Source organism: Thiosocius teredinicola, assembly GCF_002009425.1.
GTDB lineage: Bacteria > Pseudomonadota > Gammaproteobacteria > Chromatiales > Chromatiaceae > Thiosocius > Thiosocius teredinicola.
The window spans coordinates 1,712,967-1,731,054 of record NZ_CP019936.1 but is presented as its reverse complement, the minus strand read 5'-3'; the positions used below and the strand labels follow the sequence as shown (position 1 = coordinate 1,731,054).

Annotated in this window: 13 protein-coding genes; 10 read left to right on the top strand and 3 right to left on the bottom strand. The window is 61.0% G+C overall.

From position 1 onward, the window contains the following. Genes B1781_RS08360 through phnP form a run of 7 tightly spaced genes read left to right on the top strand, consistent with a single transcriptional unit; the run spans nucleotide 1 to nucleotide 6,024 of the window. Nucleotides 1-1,140 (top strand): carbon-phosphorus lyase complex subunit PhnI, encoded by a 1,140-nt coding sequence (locus tag B1781_RS08360; RefSeq protein WP_078119230.1) that lies wholly within the window; start codon nucleotides 1-3, stop codon nucleotides 1,138-1,140. Beyond that, a complete protein-coding gene (locus B1781_RS08355) occupies nucleotides 1,137-2,048 on the top strand; it encodes an alpha-D-ribose 1-methylphosphonate 5-phosphate C-P-lyase PhnJ (RefSeq protein WP_078119229.1) in 912 nt (303 codons plus the stop codon). The genes B1781_RS08360 and B1781_RS08355 overlap by 4 nt, the downstream gene beginning before the upstream one ends. Continuing rightward, nucleotides 2,045-2,830: a phosphonate C-P lyase system protein PhnK gene (gene phnK / locus B1781_RS08350; protein WP_078119228.1), complete on the top strand. Its 786-nt coding sequence runs from the start codon at nucleotides 2,045-2,047 to the stop codon at nucleotides 2,828-2,830. Before B1781_RS08355 ends, phnK begins: the two co-directional genes overlap by 4 nt. Then, on the top strand, nucleotides 2,827-3,549 hold the full coding sequence (gene phnL, locus B1781_RS08345) for a phosphonate C-P lyase system protein PhnL (protein WP_078119227.1): 723 nt from the start codon (nucleotides 2,827-2,829) through the stop codon (nucleotides 3,547-3,549). The genes phnK and phnL overlap by 4 nt, the downstream gene beginning before the upstream one ends. Continuing rightward, nucleotides 3,546-4,691, top strand: a complete 1,146-nt coding sequence (locus B1781_RS08340) for an alpha-D-ribose 1-methylphosphonate 5-triphosphate diphosphatase (protein ID WP_078119226.1) — start codon at nucleotides 3,546-3,548, stop codon at nucleotides 4,689-4,691. Before phnL ends, B1781_RS08340 begins: the two co-directional genes overlap by 4 nt. Beyond that, nucleotides 4,664-5,272, top strand: a complete 609-nt coding sequence (gene phnN / locus B1781_RS08335; RefSeq protein ID WP_078119225.1) for a phosphonate metabolism protein/1,5-bisphosphokinase (PRPP-forming) PhnN — start codon at nucleotides 4,664-4,666, stop codon at nucleotides 5,270-5,272. The genes B1781_RS08340 and phnN overlap by 28 nt, the downstream gene beginning before the upstream one ends. Further along, the gene (gene phnP, locus B1781_RS08330) at nucleotides 5,269-6,024 is read left to right on the top strand and encodes a phosphonate metabolism protein PhnP (RefSeq protein WP_078119224.1); all 756 of its coding nucleotides are present in this window, start codon (nucleotides 5,269-5,271) and stop codon (nucleotides 6,022-6,024) included. The genes phnN and phnP overlap by 4 nt, the downstream gene beginning before the upstream one ends. Nucleotides 6,025-6,051: 27 nt before the next feature. Here phnP and B1781_RS08325 read toward each other — a convergent pair whose 3' ends face one another. Continuing rightward, nucleotides 6,052-6,624: an HD domain-containing protein gene (locus B1781_RS08325; protein WP_078119223.1), complete on the bottom strand. Its 573-nt coding sequence runs from the start codon at nucleotides 6,622-6,624 to the stop codon at nucleotides 6,052-6,054. A gap of 148 nt (nucleotides 6,625-6,772) precedes the next feature. On the opposite strand from B1781_RS08325, the gene B1781_RS08320 reads away from it, so the two are divergent. After that, a complete protein-coding gene (locus B1781_RS08320) occupies nucleotides 6,773-7,228 on the top strand; it encodes a GNAT family N-acetyltransferase (RefSeq protein ID WP_078119222.1) in 456 nt (151 codons plus the stop codon). An 86-nt stretch (nucleotides 7,229-7,314) separates the two neighbouring features. On the opposite strand, the gene B1781_RS08315 is transcribed toward B1781_RS08320, so the two are convergent. Then, a complete protein-coding gene (locus B1781_RS08315) occupies nucleotides 7,315-8,139 on the bottom strand; it encodes a hypothetical protein (RefSeq protein ID WP_125931971.1) in 825 nt (274 codons plus the stop codon). A gap of 723 nt (nucleotides 8,140-8,862) precedes the next feature. Here B1781_RS08315 and B1781_RS08310 point away from each other — a divergent pair. Together B1781_RS08310 and pbpC are read left to right on the top strand one after the other, a co-directional pair. Next, a complete protein-coding gene (locus B1781_RS08310; protein ID WP_078119220.1) occupies nucleotides 8,863-14,640 on the top strand; it encodes an alpha-2-macroglobulin in 5,778 nt (1,925 codons plus the stop codon). Continuing rightward, the gene (gene pbpC, locus B1781_RS08305) at nucleotides 14,637-16,991 is read left to right on the top strand and encodes a penicillin-binding protein 1C (RefSeq protein ID WP_078119219.1); all 2,355 of its coding nucleotides are present in this window, start codon (nucleotides 14,637-14,639) and stop codon (nucleotides 16,989-16,991) included. Before B1781_RS08310 ends, pbpC begins: the two co-directional genes overlap by 4 nt. A gap of 64 nt (nucleotides 16,992-17,055) precedes the next feature. Here pbpC and B1781_RS08300 read toward each other — a convergent pair whose 3' ends face one another. Continuing rightward, entirely contained in the window at nucleotides 17,056-18,081 is a 1,026-nt protein-coding gene (locus B1781_RS08300) for a hypothetical protein (RefSeq protein WP_078119218.1), read from the bottom strand. Between the last annotated feature and the right edge of the window lie 7 nt (nucleotides 18,082-18,088).

Below are 18,088 nucleotides of genomic sequence, written 5' to 3'. Positions count from 1 at the left end.
ATGTACGTAGCCGTAAAGGGTGGTGAAAAGGCCATCGACAATGCGCACCGGCTGCTGGCCAGCGATCGCCGCGGCGACCGCGCGATCGACGAGATCGGCGTCGATCAGATCCGCGAACAGCTCAGCCTGGCGGTCGACCGCGTGATGATTGAAGGCTCGGTATACGACCGCGACCTGGCGGCGCTCGCGCTCAAACAGGCGCGCGGCGACGTCATCGAGGCAATCTTTCTGCTGCGCGCCTATCGCACCACCCTGCCCCGCCTCGCGGTCAGCGAACCGATCGACACCGACGCGATGCATGTCGAACGTCGCATCTCGGCGACCTACAAAGACATCCCCGGCGGGCAGATCCTCGGGCCGACATTCGACTATACCCACCGACTGCTCGATTTCGCGTTGGCCGCCGAAGGCGACACCGCGGCTGATAGCGACGCCACCAAGTCGGAGTCTTCTCATCCGGCGTCAAAGGTCGACGCGACGCAGCAGGCGATGCCGCGGGTCACCGACGTGCTGAACGACGAAGACCTGATCGAGACCGAAGCAAACGCCAACGCAGATGAACCGGTCGGCGACCTGACGCGGGAACCGCTGACGTTCCCCGCCGAGCGCGACATCCGACTGCAGAATCTCGCCCGTGCCGACGAAGGCTTTCTGCTGGCGATGGGCTACTCGACGCAGCGTGGTTACGGGCGCAACCATCCCTTTGCCGGTGAGATCCGCATGGGCGAAGTCAGCGTCGAAATCGTGCCCGAGGAGCTCGGCTTCGCGATCGACGTCGGCGACATCGTCATCACCGAATGCGAAATGATCAACCAGTTCAAAGGCAACGCCGAACAAAAGGCGCGCTTCACGCGTGGCTATGGACTCACATTCGGCTACGGTGAACGCAAGGCGATGGCCATGGCCCTGGTCGACCGTGCGCTGCGTTCACGCGAGCTGGGCGAAGACACATCGGCGCCCGCGCAAGACGAAGAGTTCGTGCTCTACCACAGCGACAACGTCGAGGCATCAGGGTTCGTGCAGCACCTGAAGCTACCCCACTACGTCGACTTTCAGGGCGAACTCGATCTGGTACGTCGCCTGCGTGCAGCCGATGAACATGACGACGCCACCCAGCGTAAGGCCGGAGGTGCCGCATGAACGGCACCGCCGCAAGCGCACCGATGGACGGCTACAACTTCGCCTACCTCGACGAGCAGACGAAGCGCATGATCCGCCGCGCGATCCTCAAGGCCGTCGCCGTGCCGGGTTATCAGGTGCCGTTCGGCAGCCGCGAGATGCCTCTGCCCTACGGATGGGGAACCGGCGGCATTCAGGTAACCGCGAGCGTGATCGGCGCCGACGACACCCTGAAGGTCATCGACCAGGGCGCAGACGATACGACCAATGCGGTCAGCATTCGTCGCTTCTTCGCGCGTACCGCCGGCATTGCAACCACCGAGCAGACCTCAGCGGCCAGCGTGATCCAGACGCGCCACCGGATACCCGAGGTGCCGCTGCGGGATGGCCAGATCCTCGTCTACCAGGTACCGATCCCAGAGCCGCTACGCTGGATCGAGCCGCGTGAAAGTGAAACGCGCAAGATGCACGCCTTGCAGGAGTACGGCGTGATGCACGTGAAGCTCTACGAAGACATCACCCAGTTCGGTCGCATCGCCACCGGCTACGACTACCCGGTGCAGGTCAACGGCCGCTACATCATGTCGCCGTCGCCGATTCCGAAGTTCGACAACCCCAAGATGCACATGAACCCGGCACTGCAACTGTTCGGCGCCGGTCGTGAGAAACGCATCTACGCCATTCCGCCGTTTACCGAGGTCAGAAGCCTCGATTTCGAAGACCATCCCTTCGAGGTGCAGTCATGGCAGCAGCATTGCGCCCTGTGCGGCTCCGACCATAGCTACCTCGACGAGGTCATCACCGACGACCGTGGTGGTCGCATGTTCGTCTGTTCCGATACCCAGTACTGCGCACAACGCCGCGATCAGGGATTCAGCGGTGACGACATCACGCCGGCGGCATACCCACACCCGGAATCCGAACGATGAACAGCAACACCCGCGAGCCGTTACTCCGCGTCACACGGCTGAGCAAATACTACGGCGAACAACTGGGATGTCGCGATGTCAGCTTCGAACTGCATCCGGGCGAGGTCCTGGGAATCGTCGGCGAATCGGGCTCCGGCAAAAGCACGCTGCTCAACTGCCTGTCGGCCCAGCTCTCACCAAGTAGCGGCAGTGTCGAATACGCCACGCGCCACGATGGTATGCAGAGCCTGTTTGCTATGTCCGAGGCGCAGCGACGCATGCTGATGCGCACCGACTGGGGCATCGTGCACCAAAACCCGCGCGATGGGCTACGCATGGGGGTCAGCGCCGGCGCCAATGTCGGCGAACGTTTGATGGCTGTCGGCGCCCGGCACTACGGCGGGATTCGCAACGAAGCACAGCGCTGGCTCGGACGTGTCGAGATCGACGCCGCCCGCATCGACGATCTGCCGAAGAACTTCTCCGGCGGCATGCAACAGCGGGTACAGATCGCGCGCAACCTGGTCACCACCCCGCGGCTGGTGTTCATGGACGAGCCGACCGGGGGCCTGGACGTTTCGGTGCAAGCGCGCCTGCTCGACCTGTTGCGCAACCTGGTCACCGATCTGCAACTGTCCGCCGTTATCGTCACCCACGATCTGGCCGTAACCCGCCTGCTGGCACATCGCCTGATGGTCATGCGCCGTGGCGAAGTCGTGGAAACGGGACTGACCGACCAGGTACTGGACGATCCGCAACATGCTTATACGCAGTTGCTGGTCTCATCGGTACTGCAACCATGAGGTCGCCGATGGACTCGATGATGCTCGAAGCACGAGACCTGCACAAACACTTCACCCTGCACAACCAGGGCGGCATCCGTCTCGATGTGCTTGACGACGTGTCGTTCAGCATCGAACGCGGTCAATGCATCGTGCTGCACGGTCAATCCGGCACCGGCAAGAGCACCCTGCTGCGTTCGCTATACGCCAACTATCTCCCGCAATCGGGTCAGGTGTTGGTGCGTCACGATGAGGCATGGGTCGACATGGTGACGGCTGCGTCGCACCAGATACTCGACATCCGGCGGCGAACCCTGGGTTATGTCAGTCAGTTCCTGCGGGTCATCCCCCGAGTCAGCACCCTGGATATCGTCGCCGAGCCACTGCGCCGCCAAGGCGTACCGGCCAATGAAGCCCGGGAACAGGCAGAGACCTATCTCGACCGACTCAACATCCCGCGGCGTCTGTGGTCGCTTGCACCAAGCACCTTTTCCGGCGGCGAACAACAGCGCGTCAACATCGCGCATTGTTTCGTCGCCGATTATCCGATCCTGCTGCTCGATGAACCGACTGCGTCGCTCGACGCCGCCAACCGCCAGGTCGTGATCGACCTGATGCACGCTGCGATGCAACGCGGCGCAGCCCTGATCGGTATTTTCCACGACGCCGAAGTGCGCGAAAACGTCGGTACGCACCGACTGGATATGGGTACCGGCGAACTACGGAGTATGGCCGCATGAACAGCGAGACAGTTCTCAGCAACGCACAGATCGTGATGCCGGACTGCGTCATCAAAGGTACGGTCTGCCTGCACGACGGCAAAATTAAGGCGGTCGATGAGGGTCACAGTCAGCTGCCCAGCGTTGTTGACCTCGACGGCGACTACCTGATCGCCGGTTTGATCGAACTGCACACCGACAATCTCGAAAAGCACTTCAGCCCGCGTCCGACCGTGAGCTGGCCGGCGATGCCGGCGATCTTTGCCCACGATGCGGCGGTTGCCAGCGCCGGTATCACCACCGTGTTCAATGCCGTGGCGACAGGCGACGTAATCCAGGGTTCATCTCGCATCCAACGCTTCAGGCACATGACCGAGGCCGTTCGCCAGGCACATGCGTCCGATCTCACGCGCGCCGAGCACCTGCTGCATATACGCTGCGAGGTCACCTATGAGCCGACATTGGAAAACTTCACGTCGATCGTCGACGACCCGCTCGTCAAGCTGGTATCGGTCATGGACCACTCGCCCGGCCAGCGGCAGTTCGCCGACATCAACAAGTACCGCGAGTACTACCAGGGCAAGTACAAGCTGAGCGATGAGGAGATGGAGGCGCAGATCCAGCGTCAGACCGAGACCAGCCTGCGTCTCGGCCGCCATCATCGCGCGGCCATTGCAGAGATGTGCCGCGAACGCGGCCTGTCTCTGGCCAGTCACGACGATGCGACGATCGAGCATGTCGAAGAAGCGGTTGCCGACGGCATGAGTATCGCCGAGTTCCCGACAACCGTGGGCGCAGCCAACGCGTCACGCCACCACGGCCTGCACGTGTTGATGGGCGCACCGAATGTCGTGCGCGGCTTTTCGCACTCGGGCAATGTATCGGCACGTGAACTCGCGCAACAGGGTCTGCTGGATACCCTGTCGTCAGACTACGTACCGAACAGCCTGCTGCACGCCGCGTTCGTCCTTGCACAGCACATCGATCACATCCAACTGCCGGAAGCCGTGGCCATGGTCAATCTGAACCCCGCGGACGCCGCCGGCCTGCACGACCGCGGCAGCATCGCCGTGGACAAGCGGGCAGACCTGATACGTGTGCGTTGCGTGGATGATGTGCCGGTAGTGAGACAGGTATGGCGCCAGGGCACACGCGTCGTCTGACCCTGAGACGCACCGATATTCTGGTGGGCGCGAAACTGTTCTATATCATCGGTGCGTCTGGTGCAGGCAAGGACAGTATCATGCGCTATGCGCGCGACAACCTGCCGACGGCTGCATCCGTGCTGTTCGCCCATCGCTATATCACCCGGCCTGCGGATGCCGGTGGTGAGAACCATGTCGCGCTCACTCCCGACGAATTCGCCCGTCGGCTGCAAGCAGGCTGCTTTGCCATGCACTGGCGCAGCCATGGTCTCTCGTATGGCGTCGGCATCGAGATCAAGGAATGGATGCAGCGCGGCATGCATGCCGTTGTCAATGGCTCTCGCACCTACCTCGACAAGGCGGCAGCACTTTTCCCGAACCTTCATCCAATTTTGATCAGGACCGACCCGGAGATCCTGCGACAACGACTCACCGCACGCGGCCGGGAAACCCGGGTGGAGGTCGAACGACGCCTGCTGTTGGCCAGCGAGCGCGATGCATTGGTCGACCACACGCGCCTGACATGCATCGACAACAACGGCAGCCTGCAGCGGGCGGGCCAGCAAGTGATAAGGCTGCTGTCGGAAGACGAGCAATGAAGCTGACGTTTCTCGGCAGTGGCAACGCCGGCGGCGTACCGCTGTTCGGCTGCGACTGTCCGGCCTGTGAACGTGCGACGCTCTCGGCGGCCTACAGGCGCCACTCTGCCTGTCTGCTGATCGAGGCCGACGACAGCGTGATTCTGCTCGATGCCGGCTTGCCCGAACTGGCAACCCAGCCCTTCATGGATCGTGTGACCAAGGTGGTGCTCACCCACTACCATACCGACCACGTGCAGGGCCTGTTCCGGATCCGCTGGGGAACCGGCAAGCACGTCCCGGTGATCGGACCGGACGACCCGGAGGGCTGCGGCGATCTGCTCAAACACCCCGGTATTCTCGATTTCGGAAACAAGGCAACGGCATTCGAGCCTTTCACTGTCGGCGAGGTCAGGTTGACACCCTTGCCATTGACACACTCGAAACCGACATTCGGCTACCTGATCGAACATGCCGGACTAACGGTCGCTTATCTCTGTGACACCGTCGGTCTACCTGACGCTACGGCAGAACGATTACAAGATCAAACGCTCGCTGCAGTGATCATCGACTGCAGCTTTCCGCCGCGCGACGCCGCCCCGCGCAATCACAACGATCTGACACGCGCATTGGCCACCATCGAGTCGCTGAAGTCACCACGCAATCTGCTCACACATATCGGGCACGAACTGGATAGCTGGCTGATGGAGCACGACCATCGGCTACCCGACGAGGTAACGGTTGCTTACGATGGTCTGGTGATAGAGATCTGACGCCCAATCGCTACCGTCAGGTTGCGATCAATCTGCCGCGCCGGCTTGACCTCGAAAATGGTCCCGCATGCGCGACACGAAAGGTGCGATGTCGACTTTGTCGTTGTGCGGATCTTTGGCCAGGTCGTCCCAATGGCGCAATCGAACGTGCAGGTACATATCCGGACGGGCTTGAAACTCGCTCACTTCATCTGCACTCATCGGCCCGCCCTGGAACGCCAGGCTCTCGACGCTGGCGGGAGACAAAGTCGCCAGATAGTCTGGATCGACCGCAGTCAGATAGCGCTTGCTGTCGACGTGGGTCGCCACCAGATCGATCACGAGTTCTGAGAACCCCAGCTCACGTAACAGGTCTGCACCGATCTGCTGATGACGGTAGATGGCTGCATCACGTTGCGCCTCCGGCACCTCGTTGACCATCAGATGCCCGATGTCGTGCAGGAAAGCGCCGATCACGACATCATCGGGATGCCCTTCGGCAATCGCCAGCGCGCCGGCTTGCACCGCGTGCTGCGTCTGGGTCACGGCTTCGCCATAGTGGCCCTGTCCGTGGCGCTCGAACAGGTGAAGAATCTCGGCAACGGGGTCGCGCATCGGCATCGTGGTTTGTCTCGGCGATTGATTGTCGCTGAATTGTCATGGCTGACAATGACAACATTATGTTGCTCGAGTGGTTTCGCCTATGGCTTTTCGGCATTGCACCGTAGATCATGCGATCGGGTTCTAAATTCATCAGGTTGACACGGTGATGATCGACATCTCCTTCAGAGCCGCCACCGAAGCCGATCTTCCGTCCATCCTGGATCTGTACAGCCAACCCGAATTGGACGACGGCAAGGTGCTGACGCTCCCGGCTGCGCAGGCTGTCTTCAACCAGATCAACGCCCTACCCGGCTACGGTTTGTATGTCGCCGTTCACGAACAGCAGATCGTCGGCACCTTTGCCCTGATGATCATGCCGAACCTCGGTCACTGCGGGACGCCTTCAGGCGTGCTGGAAGATATCGTGGTTACCCCCGAGCAACAGGGGCTCGGCATCGGTACGGCGATGATCGAGGAGGCGATGCGTCTGTGTGGCGCAGCGGGCTGCTACAAGATGACCTTGTCGTCCAATCTCAAGCGCGAGCGAGCGCATGCCTTCTACGACAAACTCGGATTCGACAAACACGGCTACAGTCTTCGCATCGCCATCGCTGGCGAGTAAGCTGCCGCGACCGGGCAACAAAAAACCCACCGGCAGGCGCTGATCGGCCTCGCCGGTGGGTTTCTTTGGGTTTTGCTATGACGTTATCAGCTACGACGCAGCAACTTGGTCTTGATGATCTCCAGCGAGGCGCTTAGTTCATCGAGCTCGTTGATGCCGGTCTTCTGGAAATGCACGCCCATATCGCCATCGCGCATCGAGCGCGTCTGATCGATGATCTTGCGGAACTTGCCCATGAACGAGCGATCCAGCGTCATCACGCCGATCAGCATCGTCACCAGTACAAGCAGGCCGGCGCCGTAAGTGAGATAGGCGATCATGTCGGCGCTGTCCTGCACGCTGGCGCGCGTCGCAACAAGTTCGGTATCTTTCTTCGCCTCCAGCGTATCCAGCCCTGAAAACACCAGCTTGAGTCGATTCTTGCCATCGGCGATCTGCGTGTTTGCATCCACGGTGTGCTGGGTCGAGGCAACCGCTGCCAGTTCGCCGACCTCGTTCAGCCCGGCATAACGCTCGATGATCTTCTCGAACTCGCTGCGATAGAACGCGATCGCTTTCTGCCACTCGATGAATTCGATCGCATCATTGTCGTCGAACAAACCGTCCGCATCGTCGATCATCGCTTTGATCATGACGTCGACCTTGTTCATCGACTCGGTCCATTCGCCGATGTACTTGGCTTTCTTCGCGGTATGACCGACGTAGATGAAGTATTCCTTCTCGTAGCGACGGGTTTTCTGCAGCTGGATCATCAGCGAGTTCGCCAGTGCATGCGCCTGGCTGTTCTTGAGCAGGGTTTCGTCAACCAGTTGTACCTGGCGATTGCTCAGTGAGCTCACCGCGAGCGCGTACGCCAGGATCACGGCACCCATGAGAAAAAAGATGGCTAGCAGTCTTGTTCGTATGTTCATTTCGTTGTGTTGTCTCTGTCTTGGAGTCGGGAAAAGTTTCGGGCCTCCAATGCACCTACTAAGAGGAGTGTCCCAACCAACCATTGGCGTAGCACGACGCGTGCACCAAGCTCAGACTTCCTCTCGGTAAGCGCTCGTGACGAGCAACCGTCGCAATGCCATGGCGGTGGGTTTCGGCCGGCTTCAGCTATCGACCCTGCAGGGCATTACTTTAACATTGCCTAATATAACGATTTTTTATCGCAGAAGTCAGCCCTTGATTCCCACAACTCACCAAAAGCTTCCTTAAATCAGGCATTTAACGACTATCCCTCGCGCACCGATTTTCAGATTTGAGAAGCAGTTCAAAATAAAGCCGAACATCGTGCCTTTACAAAAGCCATCCCCAAGTTCTCACCGAACGACGGCTCGATGCCCTCCAACCGCTATCGGAAATCATCCGAATTTCAGACGACACCCGCCACCAACGGCACGCGCCTGACAAGAACATCAATGCATTCCATTCGCTGTAACGACGCATGGTTTAGCAGTTGTTCAACTAGGCATGCTGCACGACCTTGAATCGCACGCTATGGATCAGCAGTCACGAAATCGGCGTCGTGTTCGCCAAGCGAACGGGTCCATCAAATCGCCAGTGTTTCGCCACAATTTGCACATGAACCGCAGCAGCAAACGGCCTATACTTGCGCGTCGTTTTCGGACACCAACTACAAGGAACGTCGCATGGGTTTCATCTTCCGGGCAATCGGCAAACTACTGGCTTTGATCTTCGGAAGCCTGAGTTGGCAAGCGCCGCCCTGGTTGCGTCCGATGACGGTTTGGCGCCGCGATCACAGCGCGACATTCAATCGATCCGTGCTCGTATTGCTGCTGATCGGCATTGCCGGCGGCGCCGCCTATTTCTATTACCAGACCCTGCCCGAACCCCTGCGCTACGTCGCCGCCGCTGAAAGTCCGCGTGTCACCCCTGTCGTCAATGATGAGTTGCAACCGCAGCCGCTGATCATTCGATTCAACGCCGTGTTGTCCACCGATGTACTGCGTGCACAGTATCCGGAAGGCGCGCCCGATGTTGCCCAGTTGGATCTGATCGGAGAGACCGTAAAAAACGGTGTCACGATGAAACCGGCCGTACCCGGCACCTGGGAATGGCTCGACGCGAACACCCTGCGTTTTCAGCCGAAAAACGACTGGGCTCCCAACCAGGACTACACCGTCGATTTCGCGCCTTCCATTTTCGCACCGCATGTCGAACTCACGCAGCCCGGCGCCGTATTCAGCACGCCGTCGATGACGGTCAAGCTGAAAAACTTCCGCTTCTACCAAGATCCGGCGGACAAGAAAATCCGCAAGACCGTCGCCACCCTGCAGTTCAGTCATCCGGTCGATGCCGAGAGTCTCGATGAGAAACTCTCGGTCGCCATGCGCGAATCCGACGCCGGCGTAGTGACCAAGCCGACGTTGTACGGCCGCAAGATCACGTTCGACAAGTTTCACCGCGAGGCGTATATCCACTCCGACCCGGTATCGCCTGGCGAACAGACCAGTTACATGAAGCTGCATGTCAACGAAGGCGTTGCCAGTTCACTCGGCGGCGACGCCAGTGCGCAGACGGTCGACGCATCGGTCAAGATCCCGAGCCGGGAGACCTTCTTCAAGGTCGCCGCCAGCCAGGCAATGATCGCGCGCAACGCGGACGACGAGCCGGAACAGGCGCTGGTCGTCAATTTCACCGATTACGTGAAACACAGCGCCGTCGTCGATGCGACGCACGTTTGGCTGTTGCCGACCAAGGAGAATGCCTACGAACGCTGGAACAGCCCGCGCGAGGTCACCGACGCCGTGCTGGCCAAGGCCGAGCCGGTCGTGCTCGAAGCGATGGAGAGCGAACGCGATTCATCGCAATCGCACAGCTTCCTGCTCAACATCCCGGAAGGTCGCGATCTCTACGTGCAACTCGAACGCGGACTGACGTCCGATGGCGATTTCAAGATGGCGACCCGCTACGACACGGTGTTGCGCAGCCCGGAATATCCGAAAGAAGTCCGGGTAATGGCCGAGGGCGCGCTGGTCGCCAAGAGCGGCGACAAGCATCTGCCGTTGCAGACTCGTGGTCTCGAAACCATCCGCTACACCATCGGTCGGCTGCTGCCACAAGACATCAATCACCTGGTCAGCCAGACCGCGGGCGACATCAGCTCGCCGCAGTTCATCAACTTCCAGTTCAACGAGGACAACCTCACCGAACGCTTCAGCGGACTGATCAGCCTGGCACAACAACACCCCAAGAAAGCCAGCTTCGCGTCGATCGACCTGAATCCCTACCTGGCGCAGAGCAACGATCGCCTCGGACTGTTCCTGGTCAAGGTCGAGGGTTGGGACCGCAAAAAAGGCTACGCCATACCCGGTACCGTAGACCAACGCCTGGTGCTGGTCACCGATCTGGGCCTGCTGGTCAAGGACAACGTCGATACCAGTCACGACGTCTTCGTGCAGTCGATCAACGACGGCTTGCCGGTAAGCAACGCCCAAGTTGCCCTGCTCGGCAAAAATGGCTTGCCGATCCTGCGCGGCACCACCGACGAGCTCGGTCATGTCAGGCTCGCCGAAACCGAAGGCTTCGAGCGCGAACGCACACCCACCGTCTATCTGGTGCGCACCGAAACCGATGTAACCTTCATCCCCTTCAGTCGCGCTCCGCGGTTCCTGAACTATTCACGCTTCGATACCGGCGGCCTGCACTCCCGCTACCAGCGCGACGACCAACTCACGGCCTACCTGTTCACCGACCGCGGCATCTATCGCCCCGGTGAAAGCGGCCACATCGGGGCCATCGTGCGCCGGTTCGATTTCGAGCAGCCCGGACGGATACCGTTGGCGGTTCAGATCACCGACCCACAGGGCAACACCCTGGTCGACAAAAAACTCACCCTCGACCCGAGTGGCTTCATCGAACTCGATTTCGCCACCGACGACGTCGCACGTACCGGTACCTACCAAGCGGCGATCTATATTATCGATCGGCAGAAACGCCGCGACCTGATCGGCACAACCAATTTCCGCGTCGAGGAATTCCAGCCCGACCGCATGCGCATTCGCACGCGCCTCTCAAGCCCCAAGGCGAAAGGCTGGATAAACACCACCGACGTCAATGGCCTGGTGGCGCTCGAAAACCTGTTCGGTGCACCGGCGCAAAACCGACGCATCGAGGCCGAGCTCACGCTGAGCCCGAGCGGCTTCGGATTCAAGGAGTTCGCCGACTACACCTTTATCGACCCCTATCTGGACCCGGAAAAGCCGCCGCGCACGATTCGCGAGAAGCTGCCGATGCAGCGCAGCGACGACAAGGGCAATGCCACGTTCGAACTGCCGCTCGCCAAGTTCGACCAGGGCACCTATCGGCTGACGTTCGCTGCCGACGGCTATGAAAGTGGCGACGGCCGCAGCGTGAGCGCTGCCACCGGTGTGCTGCTGACGCCCGCCGACAAGCTCATCGGCTACAAGGCCGATGGCGGTCTCGACTATCTCAAACGCGACGCCAAGCGCAGCGTGGAGTTTCTTGCCGTGGATCCCGAGCTCAATCGCGTCGCCTACGACGAGCTCACACTGCGCCTGGTCGAACGCCAGCAGGTATCAACCCTGGTGCAGCAACGCGACGGCACCTATCGCTTCCAATCGGTGCTCAAACGCCGGCCGGTGTCCGAGACGCCGTTTGCGATCGCAGCCGAGGACGCCGCCGAGTACCAACTGCCGTCCGACAAACCGGGTGACTACGAGCTGGAGTTGGTCGGCAACAGTGGACGCGTGGTCAGTCGACTGAAGTTCTCGGTCGTCGGTGCCGCCAATGTCGCCGGTGAACTCGAAAAGAACGCAGAGCTGTCGATCAAGCTCGACCGCAAGGATTACCGCGCGGGTGACGAGATCGAGATCGCGATCACCGCGCCTTATCACGGCGCCGGCCTGATCACGATCGAACGCGATCGTGTGTATGCCTTCCAATGGTTCCAGAGCGATACCACGCGCTCGGTCCAGCGCATCCGCATACCCGAGCAACTCGAAGGCAACGCCTATGTGAACGTCGCCTTCGTGCGTGCCGCCGATTCCAAGGAGATTTTCACCAGCCCGCTCAGCTATGGCGTCGCGCCGTTCAGTATCGACCGCGCAAAACGCCAGCTCGAGCTGACGCTCGATGCCCCCGAGCGGGTAAAACCCGGCGAGACACTGACGATCGGTTTCTCGTCGTCCAAACCGTCGCGCATGGTGGTCTTCGCGGTCGACGAAGGTATCCTGCAGGTTGCGGATTACAAGAACCCCGAACCGCTCGATCACTTCCTGCAGAAACGTGCGCTCGAGGTCAGAACTGCGCAGATCGTCGACCTGATCCTGCCCGAGTTCGCGCTGCTGAAATCGCTATCCGCCACCGGTGGTGACGAAGCCAAACGCAAACGCGCCCTGGGCGCCAACCTGAACCCGTTCGCACGCAAGGCCGACGCCCCGATTGCTTTCTGGTCGGGGATCATCGAGGCCGATGCCGAACGCCGCGAACAGTCGTTCACCATACCGGACCGTTTCAACGGCGAACTGCGCCTGATCGCCGTCGCCGTCAGCGATCAGGGCATGGGCATGCAATCGGACAGCACCCATGTGCGTGGTCCGTTCGTGCTTCAACCCAATGTGCCGCTGGCCGTTGCACCCGGCGACGAGTTCGACGTAACGGTCGGCGTCAGCAACGCGCTCGAAGGGTCCGGTCCCGATGCCAAGGTCATGATCGAAGCGGTCGGCGGCGACCGTCTGCAGATCCTGGGTGACGCCAAACAAGAGATACCGCTTGGCGAGGGCAAGGAGTCGCGCGTGGAGTACCGCGTAAAGGCGCTTGCGGCGCTCGGCGATACCGAACTCCGTTTCCGCGCCAGTCACGCCGAAGCCGACGCACGCATCACCACCACGCTGTCGGTACGCCCAGCAGTGCCCTATCGCACGAGCCTGGATGCCGGCTTCGCCGAGAACGGCAAGGTCACCGTGAAGCTACCGCGCACACTGTATAAGAATCTCGGTGAGAATCGTGCGACCGGTTCGGCGCAGCCGATTGCATTGGCCGACGGGCTGATCACTTATCTGCAGCACTACCCGCACAACTGCACCGAGCAGATTGTCAGCCAGACCTACCCGCTGCTTGCCTATCTCGACTCGGCAGACTACCAGGGCGATATTGCGTCGAAACACCAACGACTGCAGGCATTGATCAGCAGTCTGCGCTCGCGCCAGTCGGCCGACGGTGGTTTCGGTCTGTGGCCTGGCGACAGCCGCACGGCGACGTTCCCCAGCATCTATGTTGCACAGTTCCTGACCGATGCGGCCGAACGCGGCGTTGGTGTGCCGCGCGACATGCTCGAACGTCTTACCAGTTACCTGCGTGGCTATGCCGGCGACAAGCCGCTCACACTCAACGATGCCCGGCTGATCGCCCGCGCCCAGTACGTGTTGACGCGCAACGGGATCGTCACGACCAATATGCTGGTGAATCTGCACGAGACGCTGAACAAGAAGTTCGCCGGCGAGTGGGCCACCGACATCACCGCGATCTACATGGCGGCGACCTACCAGCTGCTGAAGAAAGAAGCCGACGCGGACAAGCTGATGAACGACTATAAGATCGGTCAGTTCGTCGACGGTCTCACCGGCAAACAGGCCACCGATCGCAGCGATTACGATTCGCGACTGGCCCACGATGCGCAGTATGTCTACCTGATGGCACGGCACTTCCCTGCCCGCTTCGACAGTCTCGAGGGCAAACAGCTGCTGTCGCTGGTAGACCCGATATTCCAGGGCCGCTACAACACGGTGTCTTCGGCCGCGGCGATTCTGGCACTCGATGCCTATTCGGATCGTGCGGGCGATACCGCGGCCGCCGAGTCGGTCAGGTTCGCTGTGCCCACTGCCGAGGGCGGTGAACAGGTGCTCGATATCGCCGATCAACCGTACCCTCAGGCAACGGCGCCGATCGACGCACAACAGATCATGATCGACGGACCGGAGAAACTGTTCTATCTGGCCAGCCAGTCCGGCTACAACCAGTCGATGCCGGAGACGGCGATCAGCGAGAAGCTCGAAGTCTCCCGACAGTATCTCGATGCACAGGGCAAGCCGGTTTCATCCGCCAAACAGGGTGATGAATTGACTGTACGTCTGCGCATACGCGCCTTGCAGGGCACCTTGAGCAATGTCGCTGTCGTCGATCTGCTGCCCGGCGGCTTCGAGGTGCAGCGCGACAGCGTGCGTCGCAAGTCGGCCAACTGGCTGGCCGACTACACCGATGTGCGCGAAGACCGCGTGGTGTTCTACGGCACCTTCGGCAACCAGGTGACCGAGCTCAGCTACAAGGTCAAGCTCACGGCGCGCGGCAACTTCGTGGTACCGCCACCGTTTGCCGAGGCCATGTACGATCGCACCGCCGTCGCCCAAGGCCTGTCGGGGCGCTTCGAGGTCAAGGCAGCACAATGACGGGCTGGCGGTTCGGCCGATGGTCGCGCCGGCTGCTGCTTGCCGGTGGCGGCCTGTGCGCCATCGCGCTGCTCGCCTATGCCGTCTGTCCGAAGCCCGATCTGCACGGCGACGTACCCTGGTCGCGCGCCTACACCGATCGCAACAACGAGCTGATGCGCCTGTCGCTGGCGGCGGATGACCGCTACCGCCTGCGCACACCTCTGGCGGAAGTCGCACCTGCGATGATCGACGCGACGCTGCTGTATGAAGACCGTTACTACTTCGATCACCCGGGCGTCAATCCAATCGCCCTGCTGCGCGCGGCATGGACGACCTTTGTCGAAGGCGATCGCCGGGTGGGCGCTTCGACAATCAGCATGCAACTGGCGCGCATCCGCTTCGATCTCGACACCCGCCACGTGCCGGGCAAGCTGGTGCAGATCGCGCGCGCCGTACAACTCGAACGACACTACAACAAGCAGGAACTGCTCGAAGCCTACCTGTCGCGCGTGCCCTATGGTCGCAACATCGAAGGCGTCGGCACGGCAAGCCTGATCTACTTCGGCAAGCCGGCCAGCGAATTGTCGCTGCCCGAGGCGTTGAGCCTGGCCGTGATCCCGCAGAACCCGGCTGCACGCAACCCGGATACAGCGGAAGGCAGAGCCCGCTTGGCAGCAGCCCGCTCACGCCTGTTCGACACCTGGATCACCAGCCACCCGCAAGACCGGGCGCGTGCCTCGCAGTTCGATCTCGCGCTCGCATTCCGTCCGCCCGAAGCACTGCCCTTTCTCGCGCCACACCTGACGGAACGCCTCGAACGCGAACTGCCGAACGGTCAATCTGGAACGGTGCAGACGACAATCGACGCCCGGTTGCAGCGGCTGCTCGAACAACACATCTCGCACTACGTCGAACGACGTGCGCCGGTAGGTGTCGACAACGCCGTGGCACTGTTGGTCAATACCAAAACCATGGATGTCGAGGCCTATGTCGGCTCGGCCGATTTCTTCAATGACGAGATCGAGGGCCAGGTCGACGGCGTGCGCGCACGCCGCTCGCCCGGCTCCGCACTCAAACCGTTCGTCTATGCCTTGGCGATGGACCAGGGATTGATCCATCCGATGAGCTTGCTCAAAGATGCACCGCGTCGCTTCGGCGGATACACGCCGGAGAACTTCGACAAGGATTTCCTCGGTCCATTGTCGGCCAAGACGGCACTGGCGTTGAGCCGCAACGTTCCGGCAGTGCAGTTGGCCGGCGAGCTGAACAACCCGGACCTGTATGGGCTGCTGAAGTCGGCAGGTGTCAAGCAGATGCAGCCGCGCAAGCACTATGGTCTGGCCATCGCTCTCGGCGCACTCGAGGTCAGCATGGAAGAACTGACGCGGCTGTATGCGGCATTGGTCAACGACGGTGTGCTGAAGACACCACGCTACCTGCCCGGTGCGGCCTCGACCGACGATGGCATTCGGCTGATCAGCAGCGAGGCAGGCTTTCTTACTCTGGATATGCTGTACCAGGCAGATGCACCGGACGAGCAGACACTGCCCGGACAACTACGCGAGGTATTGCCGGTCGCGTGGAAGACCGGCACCTCATATGGCTTTCGCGATGCGTGGACGATGGGCGTGTTCGGTGACTATGTCATGGCCGTGTGGGTCGGGCGCTTTGACGGTCGCGGCAATCCCGCCTTCGTCGGCCGTCGTGCGGCGGGGCCGCTGTTTTTCGACATCGCGCGAGCAATCGAGCGCGAGCGCGGCCCGTTCGAGGTACCGATGCCGGGCCCGGGCTTGAACCTGGCCAAGGTCGACGTGTGTGCGCCGACCGGCGACCTGCCGAATGAGCATTGCCCGCACACCACAACTTCATGGTTCATACCGGGCGTGTCGCCGTTAAAGATCAGCGACATCTACCGTGCCATACCGGTTGACATGGCCAGCGGCAAACGCGCCTGCTTCCACGAACCACCGCGTACCGAATTGCAGACCTACGAGTTCTGGCCCAGCGATCTGTTGGCCCTGTTTCGCAGCGCCGGCATATCCCGTCGCCTGCCGCCGCCGTTCGAAGCGGACTGTCCACTCAACCTCGCCAGCAGCAGCGGCGCGGCACCGCAGATCCGCGCACCAGATGCGAACATCACGTATACCTTGAGATCGGCGCAGCGTAACGAGGAACGCATCCCTTTCAGCGCGATCGCCGATACCGACTCCGATACCCTCTACTGGTTCGTCAACGACCGCTTCGTCGGCCAGAGCGACATCGGCGAGGTGTTTTTCTGGCAACCCGATGTCGGAAGTTTCGATGTGCGCGTGGTCGACGATCATGGTCGGGCCGCCCACTCGCAGCTCATAGTGAAGATGGTCAACTAGCGCATCCCGCTGGTTGCACGGCAAGAACAAGCCAACTGGTCGGTTCTACCCTCTTCGCAGGTGATCATCCGCCATCGAGTTTTCCCATCACCATATCGCGCAGCGTTGTCGATCCGATGATGGGATCGTCCAAGCGCGCGGCGAAGTCCGGCGATGCACTGGTTACGATGTCTTGTCTTGAACCTATCGAATCGAACCAGGGCATCGCCGCATGGTCGATGCGCCGCAGCACCTCGGTGAGCCAATCCTCCGCCAGGGGCACCGAACATAGTCGATTGATCTTTGGGTAGCCGACGACGTCGTCGGGTCCGGCAATCTGCGGGTTGATCATCATCAGATCTTCCGGCAGTTCATCCACACGATGCGCCATCTCGAACTCCGGCACCCAACTGCCGAGGTTGACGAACGTCCGGGTTCCCAGACCAATCAATTCGAAATGAATCACGTCATAGATGTTGACGTCGGATCGGTGTCGATAGAACTGCGGGTTGTGGTCACTCTTACCGGCGGCAAAGCCTCTACCAACGAGTTCCCTGGCCGCTGCCCGACCGAACTCTTGGCGGAACCGCTCATGTGACACTCGCTGATAGCGCCTTGAGGCGCACAGCTCATCAGCACGGCCCGGCGCAAGGCCCAATGCAGGTCCACCGCCGGCGCACTGCCCGACCCGCTGCGCCGTCTCGCTGTCTCCCAATTCGTCGAGTGCTTCGACCACTGCGCCGCGTTCGGAGAACGCACATAACCAGGGAATCGCGATCTGCTCGACCTGCGCCAGCATCTGCGACGCACTGTCGGAGTCGACCAGTTGGTCCGGCGACCAAGGCCACCCGCCGGCAGCGTGATGTACTTGGTTCATCCCCACGCCGCCAAACAACGGCGTGCGAAAACCCTTGGGAAACTTCTTGCCCGCGAAGCCCGGCTGCATCTCCGGCGCCCAGACGCCCACCCAGAGCATCACATTGCGATCGCCGCCAGCATCGATCCAGGCAACATGAAACAGATCGTCGACCCGCTTCACCAGCGTGTTGCCGTGCACACTTGCAAAGCCAAGTTGTTCCAGTCTGCGCGCAACAAGCGATGGCCAGTCCATAGGTCCG